This window comes from Ectobacillus polymachus (genome assembly GCF_048159605.1).
Lineage (GTDB): Bacteria > Bacillota > Bacilli > Bacillales > Bacillaceae_G > Ectobacillus > Ectobacillus polymachus.
On the sequence record NZ_JBLREB010000001.1, the window covers coordinates 1,954,478 to 1,971,096 of the forward strand.

General features: G+C 40.3%; 11 protein-coding genes. 4 read left to right on the forward strand and 7 right to left on the reverse strand.

The annotated features are described in order from the left end of the window. Positions 1-13: 13 nt before the first annotated feature. The 3 genes from ACM5BR_RS10025 to dnaE form a co-directional block, all read right to left on the reverse strand. Positions 14-634 carry a FadR/GntR family transcriptional regulator gene (locus tag ACM5BR_RS10025; protein WP_416827694.1) on the reverse strand — a complete coding sequence of 207 codons (621 nt, stop codon included), beginning with the start codon at positions 632-634 and terminating at the stop codon, positions 14-16. 3 nt (positions 635-637) lie between these two features. Further along, positions 638-1,885: an NADP-dependent malic enzyme gene (gene ystJ / locus ACM5BR_RS10030; RefSeq protein ID WP_416827695.1), complete on the reverse strand. Its 1,248-nt coding sequence runs from the start codon at positions 1,883-1,885 to the stop codon at positions 638-640. 101 nt (positions 1,886-1,986) lie between these two features. Next, a complete protein-coding gene (dnaE, locus tag ACM5BR_RS10035; protein WP_416827696.1) occupies positions 1,987-5,334 on the reverse strand; it encodes a DNA polymerase III subunit alpha in 3,348 nt (1,115 codons plus the stop codon). A gap of 121 nt (positions 5,335-5,455) precedes the next feature. On the opposite strand from dnaE, the gene ytrH reads away from it, so the two are divergent. Next, a complete protein-coding gene (gene ytrH, locus ACM5BR_RS10040; protein WP_416827697.1) occupies positions 5,456-5,791 on the forward strand; it encodes a sporulation membrane protein YtrH in 336 nt (111 codons plus the stop codon). Positions 5,792-5,841: 50 nt separating this feature from the next. Then, positions 5,842-6,288, forward strand: coding sequence for a sporulation membrane protein YtrI (gene ytrI, locus ACM5BR_RS10045; protein WP_416827698.1), 447 nt, complete (start codon positions 5,842-5,844; stop codon positions 6,286-6,288). A gap of 39 nt (positions 6,289-6,327) precedes the next feature. On the opposite strand, the gene ACM5BR_RS10050 is transcribed toward ytrI, so the two are convergent. Next, positions 6,328-7,266, reverse strand: coding sequence for a DHH family phosphoesterase (locus ACM5BR_RS10050; protein WP_416827699.1), 939 nt, complete (start codon positions 7,264-7,266; stop codon positions 6,328-6,330). Between the two features lie 161 nt (positions 7,267-7,427). Between ACM5BR_RS10050 and ACM5BR_RS10055 the strand changes: the two genes are divergently transcribed. Then, the gene (locus tag ACM5BR_RS10055) at positions 7,428-7,739 is read left to right on the forward strand and encodes a YtpI family protein (protein ID WP_416827700.1); all 312 of its coding nucleotides are present in this window, start codon (positions 7,428-7,430) and stop codon (positions 7,737-7,739) included. On the opposite strand, the gene ACM5BR_RS10060 is transcribed toward ACM5BR_RS10055, so the two are convergent. From ACM5BR_RS10060 to ACM5BR_RS10070, 3 genes are all read right to left on the reverse strand, one after another. Then, positions 7,726-9,039 carry a DRTGG domain-containing protein gene (locus tag ACM5BR_RS10060; RefSeq protein ID WP_416827701.1) on the reverse strand — a complete coding sequence of 438 codons (1,314 nt, stop codon included), beginning with the start codon at positions 9,037-9,039 and terminating at the stop codon, positions 7,726-7,728. The two genes, ACM5BR_RS10055 and ACM5BR_RS10060, sit on opposite strands and share 14 nt — an antisense overlap. 485 nt (positions 9,040-9,524) lie before the next feature. Further along, complete coding sequence (locus ACM5BR_RS10065; protein WP_416827702.1) at positions 9,525-14,324, reverse strand: phosphodiester glycosidase family protein; 4,800 nt, start codon at positions 14,322-14,324, stop codon at positions 9,525-9,527. A gap of 380 nt (positions 14,325-14,704) precedes the next feature. Beyond that, the gene (locus ACM5BR_RS10070) at positions 14,705-15,388 is read right to left on the reverse strand and encodes a metal-dependent hydrolase (RefSeq protein WP_416827703.1); all 684 of its coding nucleotides are present in this window, start codon (positions 15,386-15,388) and stop codon (positions 14,705-14,707) included. A 128-nt stretch (positions 15,389-15,516) separates the two neighbouring features. Here ACM5BR_RS10070 and ACM5BR_RS10075 point away from each other — a divergent pair, with 128 nt between their 5' ends. Continuing rightward, positions 15,517-16,614 carry a M24 family metallopeptidase gene (locus ACM5BR_RS10075; protein WP_416827704.1) on the forward strand — a complete coding sequence of 366 codons (1,098 nt, stop codon included), beginning with the start codon at positions 15,517-15,519 and terminating at the stop codon, positions 16,612-16,614. Positions 16,615-16,619 lie beyond the last annotated feature (5 nt).

Genomic DNA, 16,619 nt, shown 5'->3' on the forward strand with positions numbered 1-16,619 from the left:
TAAAACTAGAACTTCATGAATACATAATATGTGAAATCAATTGATTGTAAAATTGTAACGCCTTTACCTCGTTCTTTTCTTCAATTGCCTGACCAATACTATGATACAACTCCAGATTTTCAAGCTTCAGCTCATATGGAAAGGTTGAATCATAAGCATTTACAATCAGCCAAATTCGATATAACAAGTAATTATTCGTTTTTTCTACCATTCGTTTCCAAAAAACGACATGGAATGCTTGAATGGAAAGATCCTTTTGTTGCCAGAGATCACGAAATTCTAATTTAGAATCAGAAGAGCAAAGAAGACGGAGAACATCCTGTTCAATAAGATGCTTAACCTGATGTAAATCATTCTTCGTTTTCTCGTCCTGCAGTAGAAATGTAGCTAGTACATTTATAAGACTATGCTCATAAATATTTTTAATGAACGTTCCCTCTCCGCGCCGCGTTTCGATTAGTCCAACGAGTTCCAGTGAGCGGAGCGCTTCTCGAACAGAGGAACGTCCCACACTTAAACGTGTACTAAGCTCCCTTTCTGACGGCAATCGATCTCCTGCTTTCAATTGATCTTCGTTAATAATGGAACGAATTTTTTGGACAATTTCTAGATACACCTTCGTTTGAACGGTCACACTTTATTCCTCACTCATTTTTCCTATAGTCGCTAACCTTCTTGTCTTTTCTGCTACTTCATATGGATCTACTTTACGTCTTGCAACCCCTGTTTCCATCGCAGCCTTTGCAACGAATTCAGCTACCCTTGGGGCAACACGTGAATCGAATGGCGTAGGAATAATATATGTAGCATTCAATTCTTCGTCTGATACAAGCGACGAAATAGCTTCCACAGCAGCTAGTTTCATTTCCTCGTTAATTTGTGTTGCATAAACATCTAACGCCCCGCGAAAGATCCCTGGAAAAGCAAGGACATTGTTTACTTGATTCGGAAAATCTGAGCGTCCCGTACCAACTACCGCAGCTCCAGCCTCTAATGCATCGCTTGGCATAATTTCAGGAGTTGGATTCGCCATAGCAAAAATGATAGCATCCTTATTCATAGAATGAATCATTTCCTTTGTAAGGGCTCCTTCTGCAGAAACACCTATAAATACATCTGCACCTTTTATGGCATCTTGCAATGAGCCGGCCACCATGTCACGATTCGTATATTTAGCAACTTCATCCTTTAATGCATTCATTCCATTCGGGCGGCCCTCATAAATAGGCCCCTTCGTATCGCACATAATAATGTCTCGAACGCCGTAGCGATATAATAATTTTATAATAGCAATTCCAGCTGCTCCTGCTCCATTCGCAACCACTTTTATTTGCGACATCTTTTTGTTTACTAACTTTAATGCATTGACTAATGCAGCTACCGTTACAATTGCCGTTCCGTGCTGATCGTCATGAAACACAGGAATATTACATTCCTTTTTCAATCTTTCTTCAATAATAAAACAATTCGGTGATGCAATATCCTCTAGATTAATACCACCAAATGTAGGCTCTAGTAGCTTAACTGTTTCTACAATCTTGTCTACATCATTTGTTTGTAAAGCTAATGGAAATGCATCTACTCCTGCAAAGCATTTAAATAGAACAGCTTTTCCTTCCATTACTGGCAATGATGCCTCTGGACCGATATTCCCTAGCCCTAGTACCGCGGTACCATCCGTAACAACTGCTACCATATTGCCCTTTAATGTATATTCGTATACTTTACTTTTGTCGTCATAGATGATTTTACAAGGTTCTGCTACCCCTGGTGAATAAGCAAGACTTAAGTCCTTGGCATTCTCGACTTTAACTTTTGAAACTGTTTCTAACTTTCCTTGATTTACACGATGCATGTGAAGTGCTTCTTCACGAAGTGTCGACATAATATCCTCTCTCCTTGCAGACCCTCCTGCTACCGATTCCGGTAGTGGTCAGACCACAGTGTCTCACTACTACTATAATAGATAAAGCAGGGAAAAGTCTATTAAATTTTACACACAACATTTTCTTGACCGACAATATTACGAAGTTCTTGCAAGCACCCCTCATCTGGATGAACGGAATATATGTAAGATAATTGTACCATTTTATGCTCTTTTTCATAGTATATGAACACATTTGAATAACCAGGATGTCTATAAATTATCTTCCTTACATGTTTTGCAATAGCAGTCTCCTGCTTCGATGGCAGCTTTATATATACAGAGGTATGTTCATATCTTTTATATTCCTCGGCATTTGCAAGGGGATATATTCCTTCCATAATCCATTGTTTCCTATTATTTCGAAATGAGATATTACCTACAATTAACATGATACTTTCCTCTTTCAAAAGAGAAGCAAACTGTAAATACGTATCAGGAAACATAACAGCCTCTAATTCCTCTCCTTCGTCACAAATCGTTAGAAAGGCCATCTTTTGCAATTTTTTCGTACGAATGACCCTTACATTTGAAAGGAAAACAATCGAACGTACATATTTTTGATTTTTCGTAAGCACATCCTTTAACGTCGGAATACGTAACCTTTGTATGAGCTCTTCATACACAAATGTAGGATAACTTGATACATATAATCCAATGATTTCTTTTTCCAGTTTTAATTTTTCCATAAAAGGGATTGGTTCAACTTGGACATATTGTGGTTTCGGAACAAGATCTTCATCTAATAGCATATCCATTTGGCTGCCATCATTCGGCTTGACAAGCTCCACATAGTCAAGAGCCGTTTCAATGCTCGCTAAAAGAGAGGCACGATCCACCTGAAAATCATCAAAGCACCCCGAACAAATAAGAGTTTCTACTATTTTTCTTGTTACTACACGGTTCGGTAGTCGGATACAGAAATCAAACAAATCCGTAAATGGTCGTTTTTGACGTTCATCTAGAATTTCTTTTACCGTTGCAACCCCAATATTTCGAAGCGCTACTAGACTGTAGCGAATGGCTTCCCCCTCGACTTGAAACGAAAAGCTACTATTCAGAATAGATGGAGGTAATATCCTAATGCCTTTTCGCTTTGTTTCCTGAACATATTGCACAATCTTATCTTCACTTCCGATTACGCTGGACAATAAGGCTGTCATAAATTCAAGTGGATAATTCGCCTTTATATACGCAAGCTGATAAGCAATCATACTATAAGCGACCGCATGGCTCCGATTAAACCCATAGTTTGCAAATCGAACAATATAATCATAAACAGCATGCGCAACTTTTTCTTCATAGCCATTTTGGATGCAGCCTGTTACAAAGTGATCTCTTTCCTTGTCTAAAATATCGTGATTTTTTTTACTTACAGCTCTTCTCAATAAATCTGCTTCTCCTAAAGAAAAGCCTGCCATTACCGAAGCGATTTGCATAATTTGTTCTTGATATACAATTACGCCATATGTCCGAGAAAGAATGGGCTCTAAGTCCTTATGTAAGTACTGAATAGGATGCCTGCCATACTTCGAATCAATGAACAATGGAATTTGTTCCATAGGACCTGGACGATATAGAGCATTTACTGCAACGATGTCTTCAAATTCTGTTGGCTTTAGTGAGCGTAATACATTTCTCATTCCAGCAGATTCCAATTGAAATACCCCTGTCGTATCTCCTTTACTTAGAAGAGCGAAGGTTCGCCTGTCATGAAGAGGAATTTGACGATAATCAATCTCCACGCCCTTTGATTCTTGAATAAGCTTTTGTATTTGATCTAAAATAGTTAAATTACGCAAACCTAGAAAGTCCATTTTTAACAGTCCCAATTCTTCTAGTACTTCTGCAGGGTACTGTGTAATATATACAATATGCCCCTCTTGAATAGCAACATGATCTGTTAAAGGCATATCACTCATAATAATACCTGCTGCATGGACGGAAGTATGCCTTGGTAATCCTTCGACCTTTATCGCAATTGTATAAATTTGTTCAAAAAGAGGTGAACTTTGAATGTGCTTTCGCAGCGGCTCTGATTCATTATAAGCTTCTTCCAATGTAATTCCTGATCGTGATGGAATAAGCTTAGCAAGATAGTCAACCTCTTTGGGAGGCAAACCGTATGTACGAGCTACATCACGAATTGCTGCTTTTGCTGCTAATGTTCCAAATGTAACAATTTGTGCCACATGATGATCTCCATATTTCTCTGAAACATAGCGGATCATTTCATCACGACGAACATCAGGAAAATCAATATCTATATCAGGTAAAGTAACGCGCTGCGGATTTAAAAATCTTTCAAATAATAAATCATAGGCAATTGGATCAATATCTGTAATTTCTAGTATATAGGCTACAAGCGATCCCGCAGCCGAACCACGACCAGGCCCTGTTATAATGCCATGGCTATGCGCATACTTCATAAAATCCCATACAATCAAAAAATAATCACTGAAACCCATATTTGAAATAATATGTAACTCATGTTCAAGTCGCTTACGATGTATATTTGTTACAACTTGATATCGTTTGTGAAGTCCTTCTTCACAAATTCGATGTAGAAACGTATCCGACGTTTCATCAGTAGAGATTGGAAATGTAGGTAATCGATTTTGGTGAAATGGAATATTTACTTTACACATGCTTGCTATTTCAATACTATTCGAAATGGCTTCTGGTACTGAGGAAAATCGGTCTATCATTTCCTCCGCTGATGCTAACTCGTATTCATTGCTATCATATCGCGGACGGCTTGGATCGGTTATCTTCGTGCCATTTTCTATGGAAAGAAGACATTCATGAACGATACTATCTTCTTTATCAAGATACCGTACATCATTCGTTGCTACGACTGGTACGTCCTCCTCCTTGCTTAAAACTAACAATCTCGCAAGAAGCAATTCTTCCTCTGGACTATGATGATTTTGCAAGCTTACATAAAACTTTGGAAATATCGATTTAAAACTTCGAATTGCTTCACGTGCTTTATTTTCATTCTGTTGCAATACGTACTGCTCGATCTCCCCCTTGCGTCCTGGAGAGATAGCAATGAGTCCATCGGCATAATGAGAAATCCATTTTTTAGGGATTCCTGTTTTCGACTTCGTCATAATCGTACTCGAGATTTTTAACAGATTATGATAGCCGGTTTCATTTTCTGCTAATAAGATGAGTGGATACGAACTCTCTTCTTCAAGTACAAAAGCGGTTAAGCCAATGATTGGCTGAATTTCTTCTCGTATACAAGCCTTATAAAACGGAATCACTCCGTACATCACATTCTCATCTGTTATCGCTAACGCTTTCATGCCGAGACATTTCGCTCGCTGTACGAGCTTATTAATGGTACATGTGCTTTTTAATAAACTATATACGGTTTGACATTGCAAATGTACAAACTCCACGGGTATACCATCACCTTTTTCAGTCGTGTTTTTTTTATTATATGAGAAGGTACGCTTATAAAGCAAAACATACTATTTATACGTTGTCCATATATATAAGGATATGAAGGAGGCTGATGGTATGGAAGTAAAGCAAACTTTTTTTTCACTCCTCATTACAAGCTATTTCATTGCATTCGGTGTCATGCTGGGGGGATCATTGATTGGAGGCATTGGTTCATTTCTAGTCGGTCAGCCCCCAATGACGATGATTAGACGATTTGCAGAAAGCCTGCGCATTTGGGCTCTCGTTGCAGCCATCGGTGGAACATTTGATACATTTTATAGCTTAGAACGAGGAATCTTTCAGGGGGAAACGAAAGATATTGTAAAGCAAGCACTCCTAATTGTCTTTGCAACCGGGGGCATGCAAACAGGACTTATTATCATAAAATGGTTAACCGAGGATCATCCATGAGAATTCCTCCCCTCTATAAATCAAGGATTTGGCAAGCAATTTTTGGGGGAATGGCAGTAGGAGGTGTGATAGGCTGGGTGATATTTTTATACATCTATGGTACCTTTCATGAAGAACAACGAGCCCTTATCTGGCAGCAACAAAATGAAATTACAGATTTAAAACGAAAAAACAAAATTTTACAAGAGGACCAACAGAATGAAAATGAAAAAACCAAAAAAACACTCACGATTCAAGATGTAAAAATTGACATTGTGAATCATGAGCAATATGACTTGGATTTATTAGCTGTTCATAGTCTCTCTAGTGATGTAAAAAAAGACTTGCAAAACTTACTAACAAAAAGTGTACAGAGTGTCGCAGATAATAAGGAGTTGTTACTAAAAGCAATTGAAAATAAAAAATATACACGCGACAATGTTACCTACCACTTCATCGTTCGTACCATTTATTTTGATACCACTTTAGAAATCTCCTTGCAAATCAAAAGAGAATAACAAGATGACTGAAAAGTAGTGCCCTTATGAGTTATCTTGTTACCCTTTTTTACAAATTTCTCTTAAGTCTATGATAACTTGCTCTGCCTCTTCCCATGAGTACACAGTAGCGCCGGAAGCGAGTGGATGTCCCCCACCGTTATATCTCATAGCAAGTGTATTAATGATTGGACCTTTTGAACGTAACCGTACGCGGATGGAATCCTCTTCTTCTAAAAACAATACCCAAGCTTTCAATCCTTCTATATTACCTAGCACACCAACAATACCAGAAGCTTCAGAAGCCTTCACATGAAATTGCTGTAAGATTTCCGGTGTAATCTTTATGTAAGCTGCACCTTCTTCTGTTAATTCAAAATTCTGCAAAATATAACCGTTCAATCTTGCTAAACGAGGATTTGTTTTATACATTTGATCATAGAGAGCCGGAAAGTCAATTCCAGTTTCGATTAACTTTCCTCCATACTGAAATGTTTTAGGTGTTGTACTAGGAAATAAAAATCGGCCTGTATCTGCGACAATGCCAGCATATAATAATCGTGCCGCTTCTTGAGATAAGATAAGTCCTTTATCTTTGCCGTATTCATACAATTCATAAATCATTTCACTACATGAGCTCGCAGTTGTGTCAACCCAAAGAAGATCGCCGTATGGATCTTCATTTGGATGATGATCGATTTTAATAATTTTTTCTCCTTGCTTATAGCGTTGATCACAAACTCGTGCTTCATTTGCTGTATCGCAAACGATAACAAGCGCATGCTTATATAAATCATCATCAATTTCATCCATTACTCGTAAAAACGAAAGTGATTCTTCGTTTGCTCCTACCATATAAATTCTTTTGTCAGGAAAGGAATCTTGTAGAATGGTACCTAATCCGCATTGAGACCCAATTGCATCTGGATCTGGACGAACATGGCGATGGATGATAATGGTATCATATTGCTTAATCGTTTCTATTATTTGCTCTTTCATATTTGTATCACTCCCCGTTTTATAACCACTTTTAACCTTATCATATAAGCTGAAAAAATTTTGATTTAAAATAAAGTAAGTCTTACTCAAAAGTGGTAAAATTTGAATAATAAGAACATTCTTTACTTCTTCTATACAAAATAGAAATGGAGGAGACGTTCATGCCAATCCTGGCTTTTCTCATTATCACTGCACTCCTATTTTATATATTTTTTAAAATCATGTATGTACGCAGCAAACTTCCAATGGAAAAAATATGGCTTACAGGAAAATCATCCATTTCCCTCGGCCTTTTTGTTAGTCTGTTTGGGCTTAATCAATTTTTTATTCACGATTCGGCAATAAGTCGTATCATTGCTAGTGTTTTTCTTATATACGGCCTCTTCGTTACTTATAACGGCATACAAACATGTCAGCGGTATCATTCATTCGTTATAGAAGAAGAACAAAAAAATAATATTATCGATCAATAAATTGCACCATTAGAAGTGCTTTTCCAACGACATTCCCCGCTTGTTGCACTTCTACATCTACCTTACCAAATTTCCGACCTATCTCCATTACGTTTGGATGTACTTCAACGAATGAATCAATTTGGACGGGCTTTACAAAATAGATTGTTAAACTCTCAACAACTAAATCACCCTTTTTCTGAGCACGCAGGGCACGACTTGCTGCTTCTGTCAATATAGTCGTGAAAACTCCATAGGATAAAGTTCCAATGCTATTTGTCATCTGCGGCGTGATAGAAAAACGGTATACATTATCGAATTTCGCTTCTTTTTGGGAAAGGAATTGACTTGTTACAATATCTTCTATCGTTTCTCCTACTTGCGGTTGTCTTTGAATCATTTGCAGCGCTTGCAATACATCTCGTCGACTAATAATCCCTTGTAATCTGCCGCTGGCATCAACAACAGGCAAAAGCTCAATTCCTTCCCACACCATCATTCTTGCGGCTGATGCAACCGAAATTTTACCACTTACCGTTATAGGATTTTTCGTCATGACTTTATCAAGGGTAACATCCTTTGAAACATCAATAATATCTTTTGGTGTAACCATTCCTATTACTTTCATCGTATCATCAACAATTGGATATCGCCCATGTAACGACTCTTCATTATGCGTGTGCCATTGCTCTACTTTATCGTTAGGCTTAAGGTAAATTGTTTTATTTAACGGTGTTAAAATATCTTCTACGAGAACAATTTCTTTTTTTATTAGCTGGTCATAGATAGCACGGTTAATTAAAGTGGCTACCGTAAATGTATCATAGCTACTCGAAATCACCGGTAATTTCAGTTCATCTGCTAAATGCTTCACATAATCTTCCGTATCGAAGCCACCCGTAATTAATACGGCTGCACCTGCCTCAAGAGCGAGTTGATGTGCTTGTGTTCGATTTCCGACAATAAGTAAATTACCTGCCTCTGTATAGCGCATCATTGCCTCTAGTTTCATCGCACCAATGACAAATTTATTTAAAGTTTTGTGTAAGCCTTCACGACCACCTAGCACTTGTCCATCTACAATATTTACAACTTCAGCATATGTAAGTCTTTCTATATTTTCTTTTTTCTTTTTTTCAATTCGAATCGTTCCGACACGTTCAATGGTACTTACATATCCTTTATTTTCTGCATCCTTAATAGCACGGTATGCCGTTCCTTCACTTACAGTCAAATCCTTAGCAATCTGGCGGACGGAAATTTTATTCCCTACCGGTAAACTGTTGATATATTCTAAAATTTGATCATGCTTTGTCGCCAAATAATCTCACCATTCTTTCCTTACCCCTATATTTACCTATCTACTTAATTTACAGTATACTATATTTTTTAAACTGTTACACTACTATATCATACAACTGTATTACTTTTTTTATAACAATTTTCAGTAGTTTTCTCGCTAATAAGGAGTATAAAAGTAAGAAGGTGTGACAAAACACCTGGGTAAAACGTGGTACGAGTGACTCCCTTCTGCCGACCTGACATTGGACCGAATCGATTCATAAAATAGCCCGTCCCAAAAATATTGATTCTCATGTAATGTACGCCTATGTATTACCCCAATACATCTGACAGACATGACCATGGTTAATTGTCCTTAATGGCGATCCAACCAATAGCTGGATATCAGACAGGATCTAAAAAAACCCCCTCAAAACAACAAATGATGTTATTTCATCTGTTTGTTTTGAGGGGGTTAGATTAATTAAAGTTTTCCAATTGCGCTTTCCCTGAACGGGAAGTTGATCAGTTTTCTTTTCTCTTCATCATAATGCCTGCGGCGATAAGGATCAGTACAACTCCGATTGTTGATAAGGTCCAGGCATTGAACACATTACCGGTATTAGGCAGCTGTTTCTGACCCTTCGCATTGCTTTGATCTTGCGTTATGGGGTTAGTTGATGCATTCGAATTACCTTCATTGCCATGGTTACCTTGGCCTTCGTTCGAGCCTGAGTTATTCGAATTACCTTCATTTCCCTGGTTACCCTGGCCTTCGTTCGAGCCATTGCCGGAACCATTAATTGGTTGCAGACTGGAGATGGCCTGGTTCAATTCATCGGTCATCGTGTCAACCTGTTTCTGGTCGTCAACACTCAATGCTTTATTGTCATATATTGCCGTAGCATCTTGTAACTTCGTCTTGAAAGCAGCCTGACCTGCTTCTTTGTATTTTGTCAGGTCAAGTTTGTTTGCTTTTGCAATCGCATCTTCCAGAGCTGTTTTATCAGCTGACTTCTTCAAAGCAGCTTGAGCTTTTGTTAAGTCATTCAGAGCTGAAGAGACATCCTGAGGAATAGCATTCTCATCATCGAGAACCTTTTGTGCGTTGCTCAGTGCGGATACGAAGTCATTCTGACCTATGATTGAATAATCATTGAGGTTCAGTGCTTTAGCTGATTTTACCGTTTCTTCAAGCGCCGTCTTATCCGCCGGATGAGCTGTCAGTGTTACATCATCCACAACACTGCCGTCCGGATGTTCAGCGATCAGTTCCATCTTATTGCCATTCACATGGGCAGTAGTATAGACGACCTCATTCTTATCCTTCTGGATGACTTCGAACACGGACGGATCATTCGGCTGGATTTCATACGTTTTGTCACCTGTATGTCCGGTAGCAATATAGGTCGTACCTACGCTCGCTTTTTGGTGTCCCACGAGTGGGTAAGTACGTCCATAAGAGTGGTCATGGCCATTGAAGACAAGGTCAATGCCTAGTTCGTCACATACCGGTGCGAGCATATCATGGAACATCATCGACTGTGCATCGTCAGGGTTTTTGTTATAGGTTGGCTGATGCGTTGCAATGATCTTCCAGGTCTGGTGCGTTGCCTTCATGTCATTGCGCAGCCAGTCCATTTCCTTCTTCATCGTATCGGCATTATCCGTCCAGCCAATTACGGCAATGTGCATGTTTCCATAATCCACCGAATAGGTACCCGTTTTATTGGCATCGGGTCCATTCGTGTTCGGTATTGCCAGCATGGCGGCGGATTTTGTCCCGTCATCACCCTGGTATTCATGATTACCCAGTACATGGATCATATCCAGTGAATCAAATGCCGGATGCTTGTTGAAGAACTGTGCTGTAATATCTGCTTCATTGAAGATTGTCTGGTCATCCGTGAAATCACCAATATGAATGGCGAAGTCCGATTTAATGGGATCATTCTCGATGCGCGTAAGAATCTTGTCAAAATTATCTAATCCGCTTGGATTGGTTACCTGAGTATCACCGAATACGTTAAATGTCATATGGTCACTGTCCGTCAGTGTGGTGAAGTTCCTAACATCTGACCAGTTCTTCCCATCGCCAACGCGGAAAACATAAGCCGTACCCGGCTTCAGCCCCGTTGCCTTTGCGCTGTTCAGATCGATTGCACTGCTGTCATTGGAGTACGTGATCAGTTCTTTGGTTCCATTAAAGTTCTGGAAAGCCTGAACGCCCTGAGTTGCATAAGCCTCATTCGTTGCAACTTGCAAGACAGCCTTATCTTCATCTTGAAGCGGGTTGGTCATCCAGGTCACCGACTTTTCCGTCTTAGAATCCTGAGTGGCTCCGACTAAAATATTTGATGGTGCAGCCGTTTTCTGTGCATTGTACGACTGAGCAGATACCGGAAAACTATAGCCACTGTCTTTATGTGCGGTTAACGTAAACTTCTGCAGGCTGCTCGTTGGCAGAGCGCTGGAAAGCATCCCTTTCGCATCGGTCGTCCCAAGTGACTGAGTCTTACCGTCTGCTGAAGTCATGCTGACCTCTGCTCCGGAAACAGGCTGGCCATCCTGGGTAAGTACCTGCAAGGTGCCATCAGAACCGACAATCATGCGCTGCACCTGGATCTGGTAGGCAGCCACAACAGGTACTTCGCCTGGTTTGGTCGAGAATGATGCGTTAAATACATCTTCCTGTGTATTGGCGAGAGTCATATTGCCACTCGTTATGCTGTAAGGAATCTTCGTACCCGCCACAGTGGTGGACGGAACGGATACCGTGATCAGTGCGAGTTCACCCGCTTGTTTCGAGGCTCCCTCATTTTTGATCGTCAGTTTCAGATCTCCGGTATTCGGATCATACGTATAGGTACTGCCGGACGCACTCTGGGCAAAAGTAACATCTTTAACTGGGAATCCCTTGCCAAGATTAATTGTAGCCGTTGCTCCCTTTATATTGGAAAGGTCGTCCGCCGACAGTGCGAACTGATAGGTACCGCCAAGTGATGCTTCTGTTCCCTTCGGCTCGAGGCTCAGTTTCGTCCCGTTCTTGGTATCCACCGTGAAGTACGCATCCTTAACGGTTTCATTACCAAAGTTGTCCTGAATGGAGACATGAACGTGGTGCACGCCATCAGCCCACTTATAACCTGACAGGGAAAAGGTGCCATCCTTATCATAGGAATAGTGACCATTGGCTCCGGTATATTCCGTCCCATCGACCCAGATTCGGTTACGGTCCCAGTTGATGCCGGTTGCATGAGGATCACTGGTATCGTCATGGATGGCTGTTGAAATGTTTACCTGAGAATTCTTATACGTCTTGCCATCCACGCTGATCGAATCGATGCTCGGTGCCTTGAGGTCGTCGACATTTGCGCCGTATACGGTCCGGACGTTATCAACATAGATACTACCCTTGGTCATTGGGCCTCCGCCAGGCTGACCCGATTTCAAAGACAACATTCGGATCATCTGCTTAGGGAACGTTTTGAATGGGCCTTGATATGAACTTGGAATGGGTGCCTCGACATATTTCCAGCCTGTCCAGTTGATACCATCAGCCTGAGTTGTCAGGTCAATTGGTTTAGGCGTACCTGTTTTGTCATAGATATACATTCTAAGCCAGTAACCCTGCGCTTCAGGAGTCGCATAGACCCACATGCCGATTGCTGTCGGCATACCCGGTATATCTTTACTTACTGCAGGTCCGGCGTAAGCACCCAGTGTTGCATTCTTCGTTCCGTTGGTGAAGTCATAATCCATTTTAAGAGATTGATTGCCGAAACGAACAATCCCATCCGGATAACTCGAAATGGAAAGCTTAGAAACTTCACCACGACCTGCCGTCGAAGGTGCCCAGTCACCCAGTCCGTCTTCAAAATCATATAAAATGGTTGGCAACTGGCCTACGGTTACACTGATCGAAGCTGAGAGGTTTGTCCCCGCAAGCGTCGCCGTTACATCTCCTGAAGCACTCTCACTTCCTGTATGGAACATATTCTTGCTGTCGAAGGTGCCCATTTTGGAATCAAAATTCCATTTAATGTCACCATCATGCAGGATGACATTACGTCCCTGATACCTGGCGACCAATCCTAAATCATTTGTTGTGTTAAGTTTCAGACTTAATGCCTTTTGGGAAAATTGAAGTTCATCGGGTACCGCAATTTCTACATTGGTACTGCCTACAACCTTCTCGTTGTACGAAAGGTTAACGGTCACATTACCTGTTTTTCCATTCGACTGAAACAAACCAGTGGTTGCGTCAATCTTACCGAAAGATGAATCAGAAAGACTCCAACTGAGACCACTGGTTGGCAAGGAGGCTGAATATCCAGCTGAATCTACTCCCTTTGCCGAGAAAGGAATCGTGGAATTGGGTGTATACGTTTTATCAGCTGGCGAAACGGTTGCGGATGCAAACGTGTGATCGGCAGAAGAATTAGAAACGACTAGCAAAGAGTTCGCAACCACTCGCTCATTCCCATCAGAGGGACTGTTCTTCAAACTCAGGTTATCCTCTCCAGGAGTTCTGGAAATGTAAGTAGTAGAACCGCCTCCATCAAGGTTTACCGCCTGCACTGCACCCATATCAAGCATCAATTGTGCCAGGTCGGGAATCGAAATACCATTCGAGTACGGAGATTGCCGCCCGTCAATGGCCACAATAAATACTGTGTTGTCACTCTTGATTCCTACAGCAGTTCTTGGTTCATTATTTGCCCCAACCCCTGATACGTCGTTAACTTTACCATCTTTAACTAAGAGGTTTCCCGCGCCTAAAGCCTGTTTCAGATTGCCTTTGACTTGATTGTATTTTGTTTGATCACCAATAATCGGCGTTCCATCTTTTAAAACACCGAAGAATGTCTGATCATTTCCGTTCGCTTGATGAATTTCTATGCCATTTTTCACAACATTGCCTAGAGGTTCACCTGTAGCCATGTTGAAAAAATCAGCATTAACGCCTGCAACAACATGTTTCCCATTCTGAATTGCAGCATTCGCCTGATCACGAACTGTCTGCAGGCCATATGCATTACCATCGTTCGGCGTCCCTGCATACAGTTCGGTGTTTTTGTTACTCAGGTCAACATCTACAGCGTAAAGTTGTGTTCTTTCTCCTGTGGCATTTTTATAAGTAATTTGTTTTTCCTGAATACCGGACGCTAACTGGGTATTCGTTTCGTCGATGATTTGTTTCATTACCGAAGACGAAACATCAGGCTGCCCCAAGGCATACGATGGAACCGCAATGATGGTCTGTCCAAACAATAGGCAAGCTACTAACAACAGAGAAATAATCGATTTTATTTTACTTTTCACGTGCTTCTCTTCCACCCCGTATCATAAATTTACCCCTAAAGGAAAAGTCATATATTTATATCCTACATATTCCAATAAGAGCTTTAAAAATTTTATCAGTATGAGATTAATCACATACTAGGAATTAGTAATGATTATGTAAAAAATTATTGTCATCATTCGGGGATGATAGGCCGGACGGTCTCCACCTTTGTACGCTTCGAGGAAAACCTCACGATCCAATCCGTTGACAAAAGTATTTCCTACCCGTGCCAAGTAGACCAGTTTTTTTATTACGAACTCAAGGTTCCGGGGCTGGCACGATCTATTCTTCACTTCTACTATAAAAAAATAGTAGCACAGACCATGGCCATGGTCTGTGCTACTAATCTTAGTATGTTTTATAATTGCATGATTTCACCCGGCTTCAATACTTTTCCATTGTTATTCTTTAGCTTAGAAACAAAGTCGTAACCATCTTGTTTAATAAGAGCAAACGTATTGTAATGAATCGGAACAACCATTTTTGCTCTTACCCATTCAGCAGCTAATAAGGCATCCTCTGGCCCCATGGTAAAGTTATCTCCGATTGGTAAAAATGCAATATCAATCGAATGGCGAGTGCCAATCAGCTTCATATCAGAAAATAATGCTGTATCACCCGCATGATAAACTGTTTTACCTTCCGCCGTAAACATAACGCCTGCTGGCATCCCTGTATACACAATCGTTTTTGTTTCCTCATCAATATAACTTGAACCATGGAAAGCTTGTGTAAATCTAACGGTACCAAATTCAAATTCGTGAGAGCCGCCAATGTGCATGGCATGGGTGCGAATACCTTGCCACTTTAAAAATGTCGCTAGCTCAAAAGGTGCTACTACTAGTGCATTATTCTTTTTTGCGAGGTCCACCGTATCACCCACATGATCATCATGCCCATGAGTTAATAAAATAACATCTACCTTTACCTCACTAGCTTTCAAATCCGTATTCGGGTTTCCTGTAAGAAACGGATCAATAAAAACAGTAGTTGTTTTCGTTTGTATCTTTACTACAGAATGACCATGATAGGAAATAAACATTTCATCCCTCCTCTTGTACAGTTTGTCTTACTTGCATACATCTTATCTCTTTTTTTGAAGTAGGAACCTTGTCATTTATATCAAAAACGATGTACAGTTATACAGTATACTGATTGGAGGGACCACATATGCAACAACGTTTAAACAACCTAATGAACTGGCTTCAAACAAACGATGTAGAAGCTGCCTTTATTTCGTCTACATCTAATGTATTTTATTTAAGCGGTTTTTATTGTGAACCGAATGAGAGATTGCTCGGTTTATTCGTATTCCAAGAAAAAGAACCGATTCTTATCTGTCCAAAAATGGAAGAAGATAAAGCAAGAGCTGCTGGATGGAAGGATGAAATTGTTAGCTTTAGCGATACAGACAATCCTTGGGAAAAAGTATCACATTCCATACAAGCTCGGGGAATTCATGTTCATACATTAGCAATTGAGAAAGAACATGTAAATGTTACTCGATATGAAAGCTTACGTTCCCTATTTCCAGACGCTTCCTTTACGGCTGCCGAGGAAAAGATGCAAGAGTTACGCTTAGTAAAAGATGACAAGGAACTTGCTATTCTTAGACAAGCTGCCCAAATGGCCGACTATGCTGTAGAACTTGGTGTTAGTCAAATTGCTGAAGGTAAATCAGAAATGGAAATCTTAAGCGTAATTGAATACGAAGTAAAGAAGCGTGGGATTTCAAAAATGTCCTTTAGTACCATGGTACTAACTGGTGCTAATACCGCACTACCGCACGGTGAACCTGGGGACAATCGCATCAAGCGCGGAGATTTTGTTTTATTCGATCTTGGCGTTGTGATTGATGGCTATTGCTCCGATATTACACGGACCGTTGCATTTGGAGATATATCCGAGCAGCAACAAAAAATCTATGACACCGTGCTTTCAGCGAACAAACAAGCTATCAATATTTGTAAACCAGGGACAATGATTGCAGATGTCGATAAAACGGCACGCTCCTTCATCGAAAAGGCTGGCTATGGAGACTATTTCCCTCATCGTCTTGGTCACGGATTAGGAATTAGCATTCACGAGTATCCATCTTTAACAGATGTAAATAGAAATGCACTACGTAAAGGCATGGTCTTTACAATTGAGCCAGGTATTTACGTACCAAACGTTGCCGGTGTTCGTATTGAAGATGATGTATATATTACAGATTCTGGTGTAGAAGTACTAACCCACTATCCAAAAGAACTACAAATTATCAAATAACATAA